The 18,391-nt window shown below is 50.4% G+C and carries 14 protein-coding genes; 10 read left to right on the top strand and 4 right to left on the bottom strand.

Annotation, left to right across the window (positions count from 1 at the left end):
* Positions 1–76: 76 nt before the first annotated feature.
* A complete protein-coding gene (locus tag ACXAH1_RS01480) occupies positions 77–1,831 on the top strand; it encodes a response regulator (RefSeq protein ID WP_475193213.1) in 1,755 nt (584 codons plus the stop codon).
* On the opposite strand, the gene ACXAH1_RS01475 is transcribed toward ACXAH1_RS01480, so the two are convergent.
* Positions 1,815–2,429, bottom strand: coding sequence for a hypothetical protein (locus ACXAH1_RS01475; protein WP_475193212.1), 615 nt, complete (start codon positions 2,427–2,429; stop codon positions 1,815–1,817). The genes ACXAH1_RS01480 and ACXAH1_RS01475 overlap by 17 nt on opposite strands.
* Before the next feature lie 96 nt (positions 2,430–2,525).
* Positions 2,526–3,407, bottom strand: a complete 882-nt coding sequence (locus ACXAH1_RS01470) for a TraB/GumN family protein (RefSeq protein ID WP_475193209.1) — start codon at positions 3,405–3,407, stop codon at positions 2,526–2,528.
* Positions 3,408–3,914: 507 nt separating this feature from the next.
* On the opposite strand from ACXAH1_RS01470, the gene ilvG reads away from it, so the two are divergent.
* From ilvG to can, 8 genes are all read left to right on the top strand, one after another.
* On the top strand, positions 3,915–5,570 hold the full coding sequence (gene ilvG / locus ACXAH1_RS01465; protein ID WP_475193207.1) for an acetolactate synthase 2 catalytic subunit: 1,656 nt from the start codon (positions 3,915–3,917) through the stop codon (positions 5,568–5,570).
* A 32-nt stretch (positions 5,571–5,602) separates the two neighbouring features.
* Complete coding sequence (gene ilvM / locus ACXAH1_RS01460; RefSeq protein WP_010383772.1) at positions 5,603–5,842, top strand: acetolactate synthase 2 small subunit; 240 nt, start codon at positions 5,603–5,605, stop codon at positions 5,840–5,842.
* An 18-nt stretch (positions 5,843–5,860) separates the two neighbouring features.
* Positions 5,861–6,784: a branched-chain amino acid transaminase gene (locus tag ACXAH1_RS01455; protein ID WP_054014913.1), complete on the top strand. Its 924-nt coding sequence runs from the start codon at positions 5,861–5,863 to the stop codon at positions 6,782–6,784.
* Positions 6,785–6,894: 110 nt separating this feature from the next.
* On the top strand, positions 6,895–8,751 hold the full coding sequence (gene ilvD / locus ACXAH1_RS01450) for a dihydroxy-acid dehydratase (RefSeq protein ID WP_475193204.1): 1,857 nt from the start codon (positions 6,895–6,897) through the stop codon (positions 8,749–8,751).
* Positions 8,752–8,753: 2 nt separating this feature from the next.
* Positions 8,754–10,298: a threonine ammonia-lyase, biosynthetic gene (gene ilvA, locus ACXAH1_RS01445; RefSeq protein ID WP_475193203.1), complete on the top strand. Its 1,545-nt coding sequence runs from the start codon at positions 8,754–8,756 to the stop codon at positions 10,296–10,298.
* A gap of 62 nt (positions 10,299–10,360) precedes the next feature.
* A complete protein-coding gene (locus ACXAH1_RS01440) occupies positions 10,361–11,416 on the top strand; it encodes an ABC transporter substrate-binding protein (protein WP_475193199.1) in 1,056 nt (351 codons plus the stop codon).
* A gap of 75 nt (positions 11,417–11,491) precedes the next feature.
* Positions 11,492–12,685, top strand: a complete 1,194-nt coding sequence (locus ACXAH1_RS01435; protein ID WP_475193196.1) for a methyltransferase — start codon at positions 11,492–11,494, stop codon at positions 12,683–12,685.
* 9 nt (positions 12,686–12,694) lie between these two features.
* Entirely contained in the window at positions 12,695–13,363 is a 669-nt protein-coding gene (can, locus tag ACXAH1_RS01430; protein ID WP_138545212.1) for a carbonate dehydratase, read from the top strand.
* Between the two features lie 3 nt (positions 13,364–13,366).
* Here the strand turns inward: can and ubiK are convergent, their stop codons facing one another.
* On the bottom strand, positions 13,367–13,639 hold the full coding sequence (gene ubiK / locus ACXAH1_RS01425; RefSeq protein ID WP_054014907.1) for a ubiquinone biosynthesis accessory factor UbiK: 273 nt from the start codon (positions 13,637–13,639) through the stop codon (positions 13,367–13,369).
* A gap of 127 nt (positions 13,640–13,766) precedes the next feature.
* Between ubiK and rep the strand changes: the two genes are divergently transcribed.
* Entirely contained in the window at positions 13,767–15,779 is a 2,013-nt protein-coding gene (gene rep, locus ACXAH1_RS01420) for a DNA helicase Rep (protein ID WP_054014906.1), read from the top strand.
* Here rep and ACXAH1_RS01415 read toward each other — a convergent pair.
* The gene (locus ACXAH1_RS01415) at positions 15,768–18,341 is read right to left on the bottom strand and encodes a sensor domain-containing diguanylate cyclase (RefSeq protein WP_475193194.1); all 2,574 of its coding nucleotides are present in this window, start codon (positions 18,339–18,341) and stop codon (positions 15,768–15,770) included. The two genes, rep and ACXAH1_RS01415, sit on opposite strands and share 12 nt — an antisense overlap.
* Between the last annotated feature and the right edge of the window lie 50 nt (positions 18,342–18,391).

The raw sequence follows: 18,391 nt of genomic DNA, 5'->3' as shown, positions 1-18,391 counted from the left end.
CAAAAGTTTGAAATTTAATCTAAACTGGGAATGAGTCAGGAGTCTGGACGAATCGACTGGCAAGTGGAGGGATGATTTGAACAATCTGGTTACACGCTATCGCCTGAAATACCTGGTGGCGCTGGTTATTATGTTGCTGTTACTGACCATGACAACCGGCCTGACCCTGTATTTACTGGACCAGCAAAAGCAGGCTGCCAGGGTGATCAATGTTGCTGGTATGCAGCGCATGCTATCGCAAAAAGCGGCGTTGCATTTGGAATATGTGATCATTATGCGTGAGCGCAATGTTGCTGCTGACCTTCAGGCTTTGAGCAACGCGTTGCAGCTGCTACAAAGTAACCACGACTTTTTGACTATGCGTGATGGCGAGGATTTTGTGCATCTGAACGCCGAACTGTCTGCCTGGTATTTTGAGCAGCCTGGGGATTTGAACACCCAGTTAAATCAGTATTTATCTTTGCTTTCAAGCACCGCTGAGCAACCTAGCCCGGACCAGATCCAGGAGATCCATACCCGCTCTCAGTTGCTGCTGCAAGATTTAGATCATGCTGTGTTGTTGTTCGAACAATCAGCCAACCAGAAGATCGAGAAACTGAGAAATCTGCAATTACTGATGTGGTTGGTGGGGCTGACGTTGCTTATTGCTGAGATCAAGTGGATCTTTTTTCCAATGGAGCGCAGTATTGCCAGCGCAATCGAGCGCTTACAGCAAACGCGTCTGAAAGCAGAACATGCCAACCAAAGCCGGGCTATGTTCCTGGCCCGCGCCAGCCATGAATTACGCACGCCTTTGCAGGCGGTACTGGGATATTTACACTTATATCAGGAGTCTCAGCGTGAAGGGTATCTGGCGCAGGCCAATAAGGCGGCACAGCAATTGAAAGCCCTGATCGCCTCTGTGGAAGATTACAATCGATTGTCTGACGAACAGCAACCTGAACTCAATTTTCATCCGGCGCGCTTAACTGATACGCTGGGGCAATCCATCGCCACTTATCGTCTACTGGCAAAAGAAAAAGGATTGGATTTTAGCTATCACGTGAGCAGTCACGCCGAGAAAATTTTTGAATGTGATCACGAACGTTTGAGCTGGGTTATAGGCCAGTTGCTTGACAACGCGGTAAAATTTACCGACCAGGGCATAGTGAGTTTGACGGCGTGGGTTGAGCCGGTTAATTGTGAAGAGGACGAGTTAAATTGGCGCTTTTATTGTGAAGTAGAAGACAGCGGGCCTGGCTTTAATATGGCGCGTGTGAATGCGCCTCCCTCAGAAAATAACTCAGACAGACACCACTTCCAGGGTTTACAACTGGGTCTGGCACGCTGCAATTTACTATTGGCAATTATGTCTGGTGAGTTAACGTTTGTTGCCCGTCAGCCTCATGGCACCAAAGCGTCATTGAGTGTACCCCTGAAGCGCCTCCCTGAGCCAGAGCAGGTGCACGGTATTACCCGCTGCAAAGTCTTACTGGTTGAGGATAATCTGCTGAATGCCAAAATCATCGAAAAAATGCTTGAGAGTCTGGAGTTAACCAGTATCCATGCCAGCCACGGTGGACAAGCAATTGAGGTACTGGCTCATCAGTCTTTCGATGTCATTCTGATGGATCTGAATATGCCGATCATGGATGGGTTTAAAGCAATAAAAGAAATTCGTCAGACGCTGGCACTGTCGACTCCTATTCTGGTGCTGACGGCCAATACCTCTGAGCAGGCAATTAAATCGGCCATGCAGCTGGGCGCGACCGATTATTTGTTTAAGCCAGTGGAGCAGGATGCCCTGGAGCGGGCTCTGATTAAAATCTTGTCTGCTAACGGCGCAAAGTGATGTTGCCAACACCGACTTCAACATCAATGCTGTGCTCGCCTTTACCGCGATAACGCAGCGTTTCACCTACCATGTTGCGCTCGGTATCAACCTCTCCTGGCATGTCAGATAAGCGCGTTTTCCCTACGCCGGCATCGAAGCGTACCCGACGAAAATCGCCAGCCGCAGTCTCAATATTGACATTGCCAACGCCAATTTCAACATCTGCGTCATTGCGCAAACCGAGGAGTTTGACGTTACCTACGTCAATCTCGATATCCAGCTCCATTGAGTCTGGGACTTTAACTATCCAGCTTTGTTTTACATACTTATTATTGATGCTCAGGTTCAGGTCATCCCCCTCGCGGCGGCTGTCTAACTGTACGTCAGCCAATGCGTCTGGCAACCAGTCTATATCGTGTTCGGCGGGCTCCAGTTCAATGGTTACATCGATCGTTTTACCTGAATGACTCATCGTTTTCAGCTTGCCTATCGGAAACTGAATTTCCAGCTCTGAGCTGTCAGCTATGTCGAAGGAATGGGTTAACGTGCGTGTTTCATTAGCCTGAGTTGTTGCGCTCAGTATCAGTAGTGCGGCAGTGATCAGATTGCTTCTCATCCTGTTGTCCTTTGTTGGTGTCGTATTGATATCTGTGTGACGCACACGAAAGCCCAAAGGTTTAAAAGCGACTCAAAAAAGTCGCTTTTCAGATGGTTAATAGATGCGTTGCACCTTGAAACCTTGGTTTTGGAATTGACTGATCAAGCCATGTTCCTGGGGCAAGTGTAGTGCACCGACAGCAATAAAGTGGGCGTTGTTGACGAGCTTGGGTGTGAGCGTTTGCACCCAGGCATTGTTACGCTGAATAAGCATGACTTGCTCTGCCTGTTGGCCGTACTGAGTGTCATCAAAGCTCATATCATAAAACTCATTAAGCTGTTGATAATCGCCTTTTTTCCATGCCGTGAGCATCTTGGTGAAGTAGTGGTCAAAGTCTTTAACCTGCTTGAGTGTGTCGACTATCATGGCGTCACTTTGCGTGCTTAGCGCAGTGAATATGGTGAGCTGTTGCTCAAGACTTTCCAACTCCATGATTGGCTTGTTGAGCTGAGTTGCATACTCTATGACTTGCCCGTCAATGCCAAATTCTTCACCGAAGCCTGCTTTGGTGTACTCCAGTTGTAAAATAGTGAGCATCACAAACCAGGGTTGATAATGATTGAACAGCTCTATCTTGATGTCACGTGCTGATAAATACTGCTCAACTTGTTTGTAGGTTTCGGGTGTCAAATTGGTTCTTAGTGTCTGCCCTTGTTCAAGCAGCATGAATGGCAAAGTTCTGCGCTGTAGCTGTGCTGCGGTGATGGCTTTGGTGTTTAGCTCGACCACCACAGTTTGGCTGTTGGCTATGGCTATTTTGAGGCGTTTATCTAACCCCTCCATAGACGCGTCACCAACATGAACGGTACCAAATAAATAAGAGGTAACGCCGTTTTTTTCCACACTCCACAGAGCTGGTTTTGCTGTGACAGGGTGACTGAGTAGTGAGACAACGAGCACAAAGAACAGCAGGGTCAGGCGAGTAAGATGGGGCATGGCTCCCTCCGAATACGATTAAAGTGGGTACATCATAATCAATTCCCGGAGTAAATCATAAAAATTTAATGTTGTTACGCGTAAGGATGAATCGTGTGAGAAAAAATACTCTCTTTGGCTTTAAGGTGAGGTGAGTTTTTAAATTGGCATTTTTTATTCTCAAAAGTTCGGTATTTTAGATTTATTTTCAAAATCAACTCGAGAACACTCTCTAATTAGCATAGTTTTGAGGGTTGACTTGTTAGCCGCTCACGGGTTACTAATAAAAAAAGAGCACACAGGAGCGCTTCGAGCGCGTGCAACGTATTCGGTTTTATTAAAAGAGCAGTGACATGATGAAAACAGTTTCTCTACTAGTCGTGATTATCAACGTGGTGATTATTATTACCGCGGGGGCTGGTTAGTGCTGTTTAAAAAGTATTAGCAAAAAGCCCCCCGCACTGAGAAGTTCGGGGGGCTTTTTCGTTTTAGGGCCAAATTCAAAGACAAAGGGCAATAGGCAAAACAATGACAGGCGCACAATTGGTAATAGACATGTTGGTAAAACAAGGGGTGAGTTCGGTATTCGGGTATCCGGGTGGAGCCATCATGCCGATTTACGATGCGCTATACGGTGCGCCACTGAAGCATTATCTGACTCGCCATGAACAAGGCGCCGGGTTTGCAGCGGTTGGCTACGCCAGAAGCACAGGTAAGCTGGGCGTCTGTTTTGCGACATCAGGCCCAGGCGCAACCAATCTGGTGACTGCTCTGGCCGATGCCATGATGGACTCGGTACCGCTACTGGCTATCACCGGTCAGGTGCCTACTGCCGCGATTGGTTCTGATGCCTTTCAGGAGGTTGATGTACTGGGTATGTCGCTATCCTGTACTAAGCACAGTTTCATGGTTGAACGCGGTGAAGATTTGGCAGAAGTGCTGCAGCAGGCCATGCATATTGCGCAGTCAGGCCGCCCAGGTCCGGTGTTGGTGGATATTCCGAAAGACATTCAGCAGGCCCAGGTTCCTGTGACTGCCTGGCAAGCCGAAGCGTATCAGCCAACGCCATTGTCGAGTTTTGAGCTGGACAAAGCCAATGCGCTTTTGGCGCAGGCGAAAAAGCCGGTGGCTTATGTGGGCGGAGGCGTTCACAGTGCAGATGCACAGGCCGAGCTAATGGCTTTTTTGCAACGTACACAGATGCCAGCGGTGTCGACACTCAAAGCGTTGGGCAGCGTGAAGCCTGAGTATGCATACGATCTGGGGATGTTGGGCATGCATGGTGGTCAGGCTGCAAACCTGGCAGTGCAGGAGTGTGATTTGCTGGTTTGTATTGGCGCGCGCTTTGACGATCGGGTAACGGGCAATCTGGCGAAGTTTGCCGCTGCGGCCAAAGTGATCCACCTGGACATCGACCCGGCTGAAGTGGGTAAGCGTAAACCTGTGGCTGCTTCACTGATTGCTGATTTGAAAGTGTCATTGCCGCTATTACAAGGGGAGGTAGCTCCTGCATCTTGGCGTGCCCATATCAGTGCGCTGGCTGAGCAACATGCATGGCGTTATGACTACCCTGGTGACAAGGTATATGCTCCTTATCTGCTGAACCGCTTAAGCCGTTTGATGCCGGATACGGGGGTGGTGTGTTGTGATGTGGGTCAACACCAGATGTGGGTGGCACAACATATGCGATTCAGCCATCCAAGTAATCACCTGAGTAGTGGCGGCGCAGGCACCATGGGGTTTGGTTTACCGGCTGCCATAGGTGCTCAGGTTGCTCGTCCTGAAGACATGGTGATAACGGTATCCGGCGATGGCTCTATCATGATGAATATACAGGAGCTGGCGACCATACGACGCAATAACTTACCGGTCAAAATTGTCATTCTCGATAACCAGCGCCTGGGCATGGTACGCCAGTGGCAGCAGCTCTTTTTTGATGGCCGCTACAGTGAGACCAATCTGTCGGATAACCCGGATTTTGTCCAGCTGGCTGCGGTGTTCGGTATTCCGGGACAGACCATCACCCGCGCGGATGAGGTCGATGGAGCGGTCGATGCGCTGCTGGCTTCAACGGGCCCTTATATATTGCATGCCTGCATCGACGACAAAGAAAATGTCTGGCCATTAGTACCGCCGGGCGCTGCAAACCATGAAATGCTGACGCAATCGCAACAGCAAGATTAATTTTACTTACTTCCTTTGACGGAGCGAACACCATGAAACATCAACTCACCGTAGCGGTAAACAACCAGGCCATCGCAGTCGAGCGTTTTTTGCGCGTAGCCCGTCATCGCGGGTTTCGGCTGACACAATTGGAGCTTCAGGGCCACGAAGAGTTATTTCACGTCAAAATGACGGTAGATAGTGACAAACCCATCTATCTATTGACGTCACAATTAAATAAGCTGGTTGAAGTGCAGTCAGTCGATCTGCACACACTACAGCAGGCAATATAATAAATAAGGTTTTAAACAATGACACAAACTTCACAATACATTTGGCATAATGGCGAACTAATCCCTTATGAGCAAGCTACCACGCACGTGCTCAGTCATGCCATACATTATGGAAGCTCCGTATTTGAAGGGATCCGCGCGTACGATACGCCAAAGGGTCCGGCTATTTTCCGTCTCAAGGATCATATTCAGCGTTTATTTGATTCGGCCAAAATTTATCGCATCGAGATCCCTTACACTCAAGAAGAGATCATGCAGGCGTGTAAAGACGCGGTAGCTAAAAATGGTTTCACCAATGCTTACCTGCGTCCTTTTGCCTTTCTAGGCCACGTTGGTCTGGGTGTACACCCGAAATCACACCGCGCGGAAGTGACTGTTGCGGCAATGGAGTGGGGCGCTTACCTGGGCGAAGGCAGTTTAGAGAATGGTGTGGACGCATGTGTTTCCTCCTGGCAGCGTCTTGCACCCAATACTATGCCAACTGCAGCTAAAGCGGGCGGTAACTATTTGTCTTCCCAGCTCATAACGGCAGAAGCTAAACGTCACGGCTATGTTGAAGGCATTGCATTGGATGTCAACGGCTATCTGAGTGAAGGCGCCGGTGAGAACCTTTTTGTGATCCGCAAGGGCATCATCTATACCCCGCCAGCGACAGCGAGCATTTTGCCTGGTTTAACCCGTGACACCATTATGCACCTGGCCAGAGCCCGAGGCTATGAGGTCAGAGAAGAGCCTATCGCCCGCGAAGGTCTGTATCTGGCGGATGAATTCTTTATGGTGGGCACCGCTGCCGAAGTCGTGCCTGTTCGTAGCGTTGATCAAATTCAGGTGGGTGATGGTAAACGCGGACCTATCACCGCAGAGTTACAACAGGCGTACTTTGATCTGGTGAAAGGGCAAAGTGACGATCCACAAGGCTGGCTGGACTACGTAAACGAATAGGCTCAGGCACTGTTAATAAATACACGCCGGATCGGCTGATCCGGCAAACATTTTTTGGAATGAGGAAAGCCGTTGCCAGCCAGGCAGCGCAAACTGGAAAAGGGGTCAACATGGCAAAGTTACGCAGCAAAACAACCACTGAAGGCAGACAACAAGCAGGCGCTCGTGCACTCTGGCGCGCCACGGGCATGACCGACAGTGATTTTCATAAGCCCATCGTGGCGGTGGTGAACTCGTATACCCAGTTTGTGCCCGGGCACGTGCACCTCAACCAACTCAGCGAGTTGATGGCCGATGCCATCCGGGATGCCGGTGGTGTGCCGCGCGAATTTAATACCATTGCCATCGATGATGGCATAGCGATGGGCCATGGTGGCATGTTGTATTCTTTGCCATCAAGGGATCTCATCGCCGATTCGGTAGAATACATGGTTAATGCCCACTGCGCCGATGCCATGGTGTGTATTTCAAACTGCGACAAAATCACCCCAGGCATGCTGCTGGCGGCGCTGCGGTTGAATATCCCGGTGATCTTTGTCTCGGGTGGGCCGATGGAAGCGGGCAAAACGCGCCTCGCCGACATCGACATCAAACTCGACCTGGTTGATGCCATGGTCAAAGGCGCAGACCCCAGTGTCAGCGACGAAGACTCCGAGCAGGTAGAGCGCTCGGCCTGCCCAACCTGTGGTTCCTGCTCAGGCATGTTTACCGCCAACTCTATGAACTGTTTATTAGAGGCACTGGGCCTGGCATTACCGGGTAATGGTACTACCCTGGCCACCCATGCCGATCGCCGTTTTTTATATGAAGGGGCCGCAAAGCGCATCATGGCGTTGTGCGAAGATTATTATGGCAAAGACAATGAGGCTGCACTGCCGCGTAACATTGCTAACCAGGCTGCGTTTACCAATGCCATGACCCTGGATATTGCCATGGGGGGCTCGTCTAATACCGTGCTGCATTTGCTCGCGGCAGCCATCGAAGGTGGGGTCGAATTTGATATGGCCGACATCGATCGCTTATCTCGTACCACGCCTTTCTTATGTAAGGTGGCACCGGCAACTCAGCAATATCATATTGAAGACGTCCACCGCGCCGGTGGCATCATGGCGATTCTGAATGAACTGGCCAAAGCCGACAAACTCGATTTAGCAGTAGGCCATGTGGCAGGTGGCACCCTTGGCGAGGTCATTAAACGTTGGGATGCCACCGATCCGAGTAATGAGCGTGCGCAAACCTTCTATCGTGCAGGTCCCGCTGGCGTACGCACCACACAAGCTATGAGTCAGGAGTGTCGCTGGGATGAGCTGGATCTGGATCGTGAGGGCGGCTGCATTCGCAGTGTTGAACACGCGTTTCGTCAGGACGGTGGTCTGGCGGTGCTGACCGGCAACCTGGCGCTGGATGGCTGTATCGTGAAAAGTGCCGGGGTGGATGATGACATGCTGTGCTTTGAAGGCCCAGCTGTGGTGTTTGAATCTCAGGATGATGCCGTAGAGGGGATCCTCGGTGGCAAGGTGAAAAAAGGTGATGTAGTAGTGATCCGCTACGAAGGCCCCAAAGGTGGGCCGGGTATGCAGGAAATGCTGTATCCGACCAGCTACCTCAAATCTATGGGGCTGGATAAAGACTGTGCCTTGTTAACCGATGGCCGCTTCTCTGGTGGCACGTCTGGCTTGTCGATTGGCCATGCCTCACCAGAAGCCGCAAGTGGCGGTGCGCTGGCGTTGGTGGAAAACGGCGATATGATCCGCATTGATATTCCTGCACGCAGCATTGACGTGCTACTGGATGAACAGCAGCTGCAAGCACGTAAAGAACAGCAAGACGGCCGTGGGAAAATGGCTTATAAGCCGCTGGATCGTCAGCGTTATGTGAGCCCCGCTCTGAAGGCCTATGCCCTGCTGGCGACCAGTGCAGACAAAGGTGCGGTACGCGATTTCGAGAAGCTGGAGGCATTGAGTTAATTATGGTGGCAAAAGAGCTCGATTATTTTCGTGCTGTTGTGCAGGCCAATGTATCGCCACTGGTCCGGGAGACCGAGGTCAGTGAGCTGAGCGGGCTTTCCGCCCGGCTCGGACATCAGATCTGGCTCAAGCGCGAAGATCAACAACCGGTTTATTCGTTTAAATTACGTGGTGCATATCACAAGCTGAGCAAGCTGCCCGCAAATAGTCTGGTCGTGACGGCCTCAGCCGGCAATCATGCTCAGGGGGTGGCGTTAAGCGCCGCTCATTTGGGTCATCGAGCCATCATAGTGATGCCGGTGACGACACCAGAGATAAAAGTCAATGCGGTACGCAGCCAGGGAGGAGAAGTGGTCTTGTATGGTCATCATTTTGATGCCGCGCAGGAGTACGCTCAGTCTTTATGTAAATCGGAAGGCGGTGTGTTTGTACCACCATTTGATGATAAAGACGTGATCATAGGCCAGGGGACCGTTGCACGCGAGCTGATGCAACAGCTGCATCAGTTGGATGTGGTATTCGTGCCCGTTGGGGGCGGAGGCTTACTGGCCGGTATGGCCGTATACATTAAATCGTTGCGCCCCGAGATCCGCGTGGTGGGTGTTGAAGCCGAGGAAAGTGCCTGTCTGAAAGCGGCACTGGAAGCCGGGCGGCCGGTGGAGCTGGAGCGAGTCGGCAGCTTTGCTGATGGTGTGGCGGTGAAACGCATTGGCAGTGAGACTTTTCGTCTGGCCGAGCAGTTTTGTGATGACGTGGTCACGGTCAGCGCAGACGAAATTTGCGCGGCGGTACAGGATATTTTCGTTGAAACCCGCGCCATCGCTGAGCCTTCCGGGGCACTGGCCACGGCCGGGCTTAAAAAGTGGTGTCAGGAGCGCGACGAGCGGGGCTTAACACTGGCTGCGGTGCTATCCGGCGCGAATCTGAATTTTGACCGCTTACGGTATATTGCTGAGCGCACGGCACTGGGTGCACGCAGTGAAGCGTTGCTGGGTGTGACCATAGAGGAATCCAAAGGCAGCTTTAAACGCTTTTGTCACACTTTGTCTGGCCGGGCAATCACTGAGTTCAACTATCGTTACGCCGGTGGCGACACCGCACAGATCTTTGCGGGGGTCGGTTTACGCGGTGGTGAGCAGGAGTTACAGGAGCTTAAAACCAGCCTGAGTGAAGCGAATTATCAGTTTACTGATTTGTCTGATAATGAACTGGCGAAGCTGCATATTCGTTATATGGTTGGGGGTAAACCGCCCGTGGCCCTGAGCGAACGGTTGTTTCGATTTGAGTTTCCTGAATATCCCGGTGCACTGGCGCGCTTTTTAGATACCCTTGGCAGCAACTGGAACATCACGCTATTTCATTATCGTAACCATGGTGCAGCGCAGGGTAATGTACTGGCGGCGTTTGAACTGGGTGCGCAGGACAGTGTGTGCTTTGATGAGCACCTGCAACGTTTGGGTTACCAGTATCAGGAAGAAACAGATAATCCGTGTTTTAAACAGTATCTTCAGCACGATATCCCACAGGCAGACCGTCGCGTCAGCTAGTATTGCAATCCGTCCGGTGCCTTCTATAGTTGTAACAAGGCAGGCTCCGGGCGCATATCACAATGAGTTATTCCCCTTTAGTGTTGGCAGTCTTGCTGCTGTGGTGTGATATGCTCGCCGCACTGGAAGACGTGACGCTACAACTTAAATGGACCCATCAGTTCCAGTTTGCTGGTTACTATATGGCAGAAAAAAAAGGCTTCTATCGCCAGCAGGGGCTGAATGTCAAAATCGTAGCAGCCGATCCGGATAACCCGGATGAGCAATTTAAAGTCTTGTCGGGACAGGCACAGTTTGGTGTAACGCACTCAGGTATTTTACAGCAACGTCTGAGGGGCAAGCCTTTGGTTGCACTGGCAGCGGTGTTTCAGTCTTCTCCCTATTGCTGGATGGTTCGCGCCGAGAGCGACATTTATGTACCCAAAGATTTTGTAGGAAAAAAAATCAGTCATTTGGGTAGGGTCGAGGGGGCTGAACTGGTTGTCATGCTGGAACGCGCCGGGATTGACGTGACTCAGTTGCCACTCTATGCCGGGTTAGAGCCCATAAAAGACTTTATTGCCGGGCGCTTTGATGCCTTGCAGGTTTATATTTCAAATGAACCCTATAAACTTGCGCAGCAAGGCGTGGCGACACGGCAGATCTGCCCAAAACACTTTGGTCTGAATGTGTATGCCGATATCTTGTTTACCTCTGAAGATGTGCTGAACTACCGACCTGACACCGTGGCGCGCTTTCGTCGGGCTTCTTTGCAGGGTTGGCGCTATGCTATGAGTAACCCGGACGAAGCGCTTGCAGTGACAAAGACGGCGTATGCAACGGGTAAGAGTATTGAAGCGTTGGCCAATGAGGCCGACAAACTGATGCCTTTTATTAAAGCCCCCGGGATTGCACTGGGCGCAATGTCGCAGGCTCGCTGGTTGTGGATTGCGCAGCTCTACCGACTCGATCTTGCTCTGTTTCACGAACAAAAGCATCAGTTTATATATACCGAGCCGGATCAGGAAGAAACCAGCTGGTCGTGGATGTTGACCTTAGCGGTGATAGTGACAGTGATTTGTGTGCCCATGTACATACACCTGATTTTTTTCCGCCATCGGCGTTTTACCCTAAAATGACGGTCAGTGCTTTGCGCGCGGGGCGCGAGCGCATACAATGAGCGCCCTTTGTTTTGTTCGGTGCCGGTGACTTGTATGCGCAGTTCCTTTCATTCTCAGTTTTTAGCCCTGGATGCTCTGCTTGCGGACTCCCGTCAGTACTGGCAGTTGCTGGCTTTCGATCATACTGATATTCCCTGGCCTGAACTCAAAAGTACGTTGCTGTCGCTGAGTGACGAGGAAGTGACGGCACTGGACCAAGAGCCGGCAGCGTTGTTGTCGTTTCTGGCGCCGTACATTTCTGGGTTGTCCAAGCTACCAACACTGACGGCACTGACACTGGAGCCAGCGAGTCGGCCAGAGTTTCCCTTCTGGCTCAGCAATGGCATCAAAGGTCGTAAGCTGACGCAGTTACAAGACTTTGTCGGTCAGATAGCCCAGACAAAATTACCTGTCCTTGAATGGTGTGCAGGCAAAGGCCATTTAGGGCGCCTGCTGGCATATCAGGGTGCTGTGCATGTTGACAGCGTGGAGTTGCAGGCTGCCTTGTGTCAGCAGGGGCAACACAGTGCACAACAACAAGGTCTGGCCATGACCTTTCATTGTGCCGACGTACTTAAAGACCCCATCGAGCATTATTTTAAACCACAACAACAGGCGGTTGCGCTGCATGCGTGTGGTCGTTTGCATCAAACTTTTATGGCACAGGCCTGCGCCGCAGGGTGTGAGCAGATCAGCCTGTCACCCTGTTGTTATCATCTGTTTACTGAACCTGCCTACCAGGCGATGAGCGATGCTGCCGCACAGAGCATACTCAGTTTGTCACACAGTGACATGAAGTTGGCGTTGCAGGAAACGGTCACCGCGCCGGGTCGAGTGGCTAAGGTGCGCAAGCGGGAGGTGCAGTGGCGACTGGCCTTTGATGCGCTGCGTCGTGATGTGACAGGTGATACTCAATATCTGAGTGTGCCCTCTGTAAATAAGGCGATTTTTTCCGGGTCGTTTGTTGATTTCTGTCACTGGGCGGCAGACCAAAAACAGCTAGACTTACCGGCACACTTTGATGCTGACCATTACCTGGCGCAAGGGCGTGCACGTCAGCGCATCACAGAGCGTATCGAGCTGGTACGCCATGCCTTTCGCCGCGCGATAGAACTGTGGCTGGTGCTCGACAGGGTATTATATCTTGAACAGGCCGGGTATGATGTCAGTCTCTCAGAATTTTGTCATAAATCACTGACACCAAGAAATATCTTAATTCAGGCTACGCGGTGTCAATCAGTAGAATAAGGAAAAGCCATGTGTCAGTCTGACAGCCAGCTGCAACACTTGCTCAACAACAATCGCCAGTGGGCGAAACAGACTCAGACCAACAACCCGGAGTTTTTTGCCAAGCTGTCGATGCAGCAGAACCCCAATTATCTGTGGATTGGCTGCTCCGACTCTCGGGTACCCGCCAATCAGATTGTCGACTTAATGCCGGGGGATCTATTTGTTCATCGCAATGTGGCCAATGTGGTGGTGCATACCGACCATAATTGCTTATCTGTGATGCAGTATGCCATTGAGGTATTAAAAGTAGAGCATGTACTGATTGTGGGGCATTATGGGTGTGGCGGTGTTCGCGCTGCGCTGGAAGATGCGCGCTTGGGTCTGATCGATAACTGGCTGCGCCATGTTGGTGATGTCAAAGAAATGCATCAGGCGATGCTCAATGAGATCCACCCTGATCAGCGTTGCGATGCCCTGTGTGAGCTCAATGTGATCGAACAGGTGCGCAATGTGTGTCGAACCAATGTGGTACAAGATGCCTGGGCACGAGGGCAGAAACTAACCATTCATGGCTGGGTGTATGGTCTGGCAGATGGATTGCTGAAGGAGCTCAACACGCAGATTGAGTATGAAGAGCAACTGGCAGCGCACTACGAGCGGGCCCTGGTAGACCTTGCTAAGCGATACCAGCTGTAGATATTACTGCTCTGGCTGGTCGTTATTCTGAGTAGCCAGTTTAGCTTCCAGTTCAGCCACTTTGGCCTCCAGCTCTGTCAGCTTTTCACGGGTTTTGATCAGCACTTTACTCTGAATATCAAATTCTTCACGACTGACAAAATCCATTTCTGCCAATTTATTTTGAATGGCTTGTTTGGTTTTGCTTTCAAAGGTATCTGCCAGATTTTTTACACCTTGTGGCATGTTACTGGAGATCTGCTTGGCGATTTCTTCAATTTTTGCTGGGTTGATCATGGGCTGGCCTCTAAGCTTGATTATTGTCTCTATCTTACCTAAAGCGGTCACCGGTTAAAAGCGCTTGGGATCCACTTGAGCATTACGGTAAACTTAGCAGCTTATTGACTAAAGGTGATCACAGATTATGAAACTGAACCCGAAACAAGACGAAGCCGTTAAGTATATCAGCGGACCCTGTCTGGTACTGGCCGGAGCCGGCTCAGGTAAAACCCGGGTGATCACCAATAAAATTGCCTATCTGGTGCAGAAATGTGAGTACAAAGCACGTAACATTGCGGCGGTGACTTTTACCAATAAAGCCGCCAAGGAGATGCGTGAACGGGTATCGCAGACGCTGGGTAAGCAAGAAGCCAAAGGGTTATGGGTATCCACTTTCCACACACTGGGACTGGAGATCATCAAAAAAGAAGTAAAAACGCTGGGTTACAAGCCCGGTTTTTCCTTGTTTGACGATCAGGATACGCATCAGCTGCTGGCCGAACTGACCGAAAAAGAGCTGGATCGTGACAAAGATCTGCTCAATCTGCTGAAAATGCAAATTGGCAACTGGAAAAATGAACTGATCCAGCCCGAGCGCGCCATTCGCGAAGCCGGTGAAGCGCAAAAAGCACTGTTTGCCCAGCTTTATGCGCGTTATCAGACCCAGCTCAGAGCCTATAATGCGCTGGACTTTGACGATCTGATCATGATCCCAACCTTGTTATTAAACAGCTCAGTCGAAGTGCGCGAGCGCTGGCAGGCGCGTTTTCGCTACCTGCTGGTGGATGAATATCAGGATACCAACACCAGCCAGTATCAGCTGGTAAAATTGTTGGTGGGCGAACGTGCCCGCTTTACCGTGGTTGGGGATGACGACCAGTCCATCTATTCTTGGCGTGGCGCAAAGCCACAAAATCTGGTGCTGCTGAGCAAAGATTTTCCGGGGCTGCGTTTGATTAAGCTGGAACAAAACTATCGCAGTGCCGGACGGATCCTTAAGGCGGCGAACATTCTGATCGCCAATAACCCCCATGAGTTCGATAAAAAACTATTCAGTGAGCTGGGGTATGGGGATCCACTGCGGCTGATCCCAACTCGCGATGAAGAGCATGAAGCCGAGCGGGTGGTGGCGGAGATCATCTCCCATAAGTTTATGAAGCGTACCAGTTACAAAGATTACGCCATTTTGTATCGGGGTAACCACCAGGCCCGGGTATTCGAAAAAGCCCTGATGGCCAACCGTATTCCGTATAAGATCAGTGGCGGAATGTCATTTTTCGCCCGCAGTGAGATTAAGGATATCATGGCGTATTTGCGTCTGTTGGTGAATCAGGACGACGACAATGCCTTCTTGCGGATTGTAAACACCCCGCGCCGTGAGATCGGACCGGTGACATTAGAAAAGCTGGGTAGCCTGGCCAATGATAAACATATCAGTTTGTTTGCTGCCTGTTTTGAACCTGAGCTGCCGCAGCGCCTTAGTGGCCGTGGTCTGAACGCCCTGATGGGGTTTGCCCGCTGGGTGGTGGAGCTGAGTGACAGGGCAACCCGCGGAGATACCCTGGAAGCCGTGAAGGACATGGTGCGGGAGATTAATTACGAAGCCTATTTGTATGAGTCGTCGCCCAGCGCCAAAGCCGCCGAAATGCGCATGAAGAACGTGTCTGAACTGTATCGCTGGATCAGCGACATGCTCACGGGCGATGCCGACAATCCACCCATGACCTTACCTGAGGTGGTCAGTAAGCTAACTTTACGAGACATGCTTGAGCGTAACGAAGAAGAAGACGACAGCGATGCAGTGCAACTGCTGACCTTACATGCCTCGAAAGGACTGGAATATCCCCACGTCTTTATGGTCGGTATGGAAGAAGGCTTATTGCCACACCAGACCAGCATCGACGAAGACAATGTGGAGGAGGAACGTCGTCTGGCCTATGTAGGCGTAACTCGTGCACAGCAGACATTGACCATGACGTATGCCAGGAGCCGTCGTCAGTTCGGTGAGCAGATCACCCCGGAACTCAGTCGCTTTGTGCAGGAAATGCCGCAGGATGACATTCAAAGTGAGGGTAAAAAGCCCGTGCAGTCACAGGCCGAGCGTATGGAGAAAGGTCAGGCCCGAGTGGCAAATCTTCGGGCCATGTTAAAGCGGTAACGACTCGTGAGCGGAACGGGTTTCGTTCTGGCTGGCACCAGTCAAGCTTTGCTGCTTACCAAAAAACAAACTGAGCCCGTGGCGCTCCAGCAGGCTTCTGAAGTTCAGGATCGCCGGGCCTTTAGCAATAACCTGAATCGATTTCAATGCGGTAACCGCCAGGATCCCTTGTAGCTGCACATCATAGCTATTTTGCTGTAAAACACGTTTGCTGAATGTTGAACTGAGTAGCAGATATTTAAAATCAATATGACTGACCAGCGCCAGATCGCAGCGATCTTTGGCAAAATCGTTGAGTCCAACCGCAATGCCCAGGCTACACAGCTCCTTGAGATTTTCGAGCTGCATACTTGAGGCATAGCGGATCTCATTTTCATCAAATAACAAGCATAAGTTACTGGCTCTGGGGCTCAGAAGTTGTTTCAGCTCACTAAATGTGGCGCTTTCTAAAATGGCACAGGAACAGGCAAATAACACATCGATGTCACTGTTTTTGGCAATACTGCTGGCCTGCTCAAGCGCTTGAGTAAGCAGCTGCATTTCAATTTTTAGTTGCTCATCTTTAGCAGCAGCAAACTTTTTAAGGATATCGAAGCTGGTACTGCCCAGAACAGGGTGTTCGCCAAACGCTTCCAGCATGACGATTTGCTGACCATGATTGGCCATACTAACGATCTCGGTACTGCGGAAGTGAACTGGCAGTGCACTGAGATGGTGATACTCGGTTTGCTTACTTTGCGTGCTGGCCGCGCTGAGTAGCGGGTGATAAAACTCGTACCGTCCCCGGCCTGCATTTTTGGCATAGTACATGGCTGCGTCGGCATCGCGAATAATTTCGTCGGTATTTTTGTAATCTTTGTTGCTATAGGTAATACCAATACTGGCGCCACTTTGCATGCATACACCCTTCATACAGAAAGGCTGCTGCATTACCCTGATCAGACGCTTGGCGACGTCTTCGGCCTGTTGGCGATCGCTCAGATGATCCAGCAGGATCACAAACTCATCTCCCGCCAGTCGTGCCAGCAAGTCGTGTTCACGAATACACTCGGCAAATGCTTTACTGACCCAGATTAAAAACTGGTCGCCAGCCTGGTGGCCGAGTTCATCGTTGATGTCTTTAAATTTATCGAGATCGATAAATAAAACGGCAAAATTATTTTCCGGGTAACGCTGGTATTTTTGTAAGGTTTTCTCGAGCTGAGTGAGAAACAGCAAACGGTTTGGTAACGTGGTCAGCGGATCATGATGGGCATCATGATAAAGCTGCTGCTCAATTTTCTTTCTTTCCTCAATTTGCATCTGTAAATGCAAATTAGTCTGACGCAGTTCTTTGGTTTTTTCAGCCACCCGATGTTCCAGCTCCAGATTACTGGCTTTGAGGGCCTGATTGGCCAAATGGGTTTGTAAAACCGAGGCAATCTGATTCGAGACAAATGAAATTAATTCAACATCTTCATGATTATATTCGTACTCATGGTTATAGGCCTGACAAGCAATCAGCCCTATAACCCCTTTTGCCGTTTTCAGGGGGGCGCCAAGCCAACTGGTGGCTGCGTTCTTTAGCTGATAATTGTTGGGCCGTTTGACGATTTCATTGTCTATCAGGACCTGAGCTCGCTTGGTGTCGATCAGCTGACTGCGCTCAGTGGTGATCACTAGCTCACTATAGCCATTGGCAAACGGACGAGGTTTGTAGTCTGTCATCTCGTCTACGCTGTACGGGAAAGTTAGCCAGTTAGATTCTTTGTCATGCAGCGCAATAAAGAGGTTATCGGCAAAAGTAATGGAACGCATGATCTGGTGGACTTGCTGGTAAACATCGTCGATATCACTGAACTGGGTGGCCAGCTCTGCTATCTTAAACAGGATCTGCTGTCGTTCCAGCGCCCGTTTACGTTGCTCAATTTCGGTATTAAGTGCCTCATTACTCTGCATCAGAGCTCGGGTTCGAATTTTTACCTCGGATTCTAGCAGCTCGCGTTTTTTAACGCGCTCAATTGCCGTTGCCAGATATAAAGACATGACTTCGAGCAGCTCGACTTGTTGTTCGCTGTAAAACTGATCCGAAGAGTAATTTTGCGAGACCATCACACCTATGATGGTTTTTTCTCGGAAAATAGGCACGCCCACCCAATGCTCAGCTTGGGTTCCCAGTGCTTTAAACAGACCCTGAGCACTCATTTGCTCCATTTGTTGGCGCTTAAGATACAAGGTTTGTCGATTTTTAAAGACGTAACCGGTGATCCCCTGGCTAAAGTGATTTGCCTCGTGCAATGGCACTGAGATGCCATCTTTTTCATCAACAAAATAAGACAGTTCCAGACCCTGAGTGAACTGGTTCTGTAATACGACATAAAAGCTTTTACTGGGTAGATATTGCTCTAATATGTTGTGAATCGCGGGGTACAGCAGCGTCAACTCCGCAACCGTACTGGCCTGCTCTGATAATTGGATCAAGGCATGCTGCAAGTGCGAGTTTTGTTTGTATTTTTTCAGCAAGGACTCTAAACGGCGATTTTTCCGAGTCAGTTTGCGAACTAAGACGCTGGGATCTTCCAATGATGAAACCAAGAGTTATTATTGTCTATTTATTGTTCTTATATTTTCAT

Source organism: Pseudoalteromonas sp. AWH4_217, assembly GCF_056161105.1.
The sequence above is the reverse complement of the archived record's forward strand: the minus strand, read 5'-3'. Positions and strand labels throughout refer to the sequence as shown.

What these genes read in the sequence shown, in the direction of transcription:
- ACXAH1_RS01470 (WP_475193209.1), bottom strand. Translation starts at nt 3,407, where the DNA reads ATGCCCCATCTTACTCGCCTGACCCTGCTGTTCTTTGTGCTCGTTGTC.
- ilvA (WP_475193203.1), top strand. Translation starts at nt 8,754, where the DNA reads ATGGTGGCAAAAGAGCTCGATTATTTTCGTGCTGTTGTGCAGGCCAAT.
- ACXAH1_RS01435 (WP_475193196.1), top strand. Translation starts at nt 11,492, where the DNA reads ATGCGCAGTTCCTTTCATTCTCAGTTTTTAGCCCTGGATGCTCTGCTT.
- ilvM (WP_010383772.1), top strand. Translation starts at nt 5,603, where the DNA reads ATGAAACATCAACTCACCGTAGCGGTAAACAACCAGGCCATCGCAGTC.
- rep (WP_054014906.1), top strand. Translation starts at nt 13,767, where the DNA reads ATGAAACTGAACCCGAAACAAGACGAAGCCGTTAAGTATATCAGCGGA.
- ilvG (WP_475193207.1), top strand. Translation starts at nt 3,915, where the DNA reads ATGACAGGCGCACAATTGGTAATAGACATGTTGGTAAAACAAGGGGTG.
- can (WP_138545212.1), top strand. Translation starts at nt 12,695, where the DNA reads ATGTGTCAGTCTGACAGCCAGCTGCAACACTTGCTCAACAACAATCGC.
- ACXAH1_RS01440 (WP_475193199.1), top strand. Translation starts at nt 10,361, where the DNA reads ATGAGTTATTCCCCTTTAGTGTTGGCAGTCTTGCTGCTGTGGTGTGAT.
- ilvD (WP_475193204.1), top strand. Translation starts at nt 6,895, where the DNA reads ATGGCAAAGTTACGCAGCAAAACAACCACTGAAGGCAGACAACAAGCA.
- ACXAH1_RS01475 (WP_475193212.1), bottom strand. Translation starts at nt 2,429, where the DNA reads ATGAGAAGCAATCTGATCACTGCCGCACTACTGATACTGAGCGCAACA.
- ubiK (WP_054014907.1), bottom strand. Translation starts at nt 13,639, where the DNA reads ATGATCAACCCAGCAAAAATTGAAGAAATCGCCAAGCAGATCTCCAGT.
- ACXAH1_RS01455 (WP_054014913.1), top strand. Translation starts at nt 5,861, where the DNA reads ATGACACAAACTTCACAATACATTTGGCATAATGGCGAACTAATCCCT.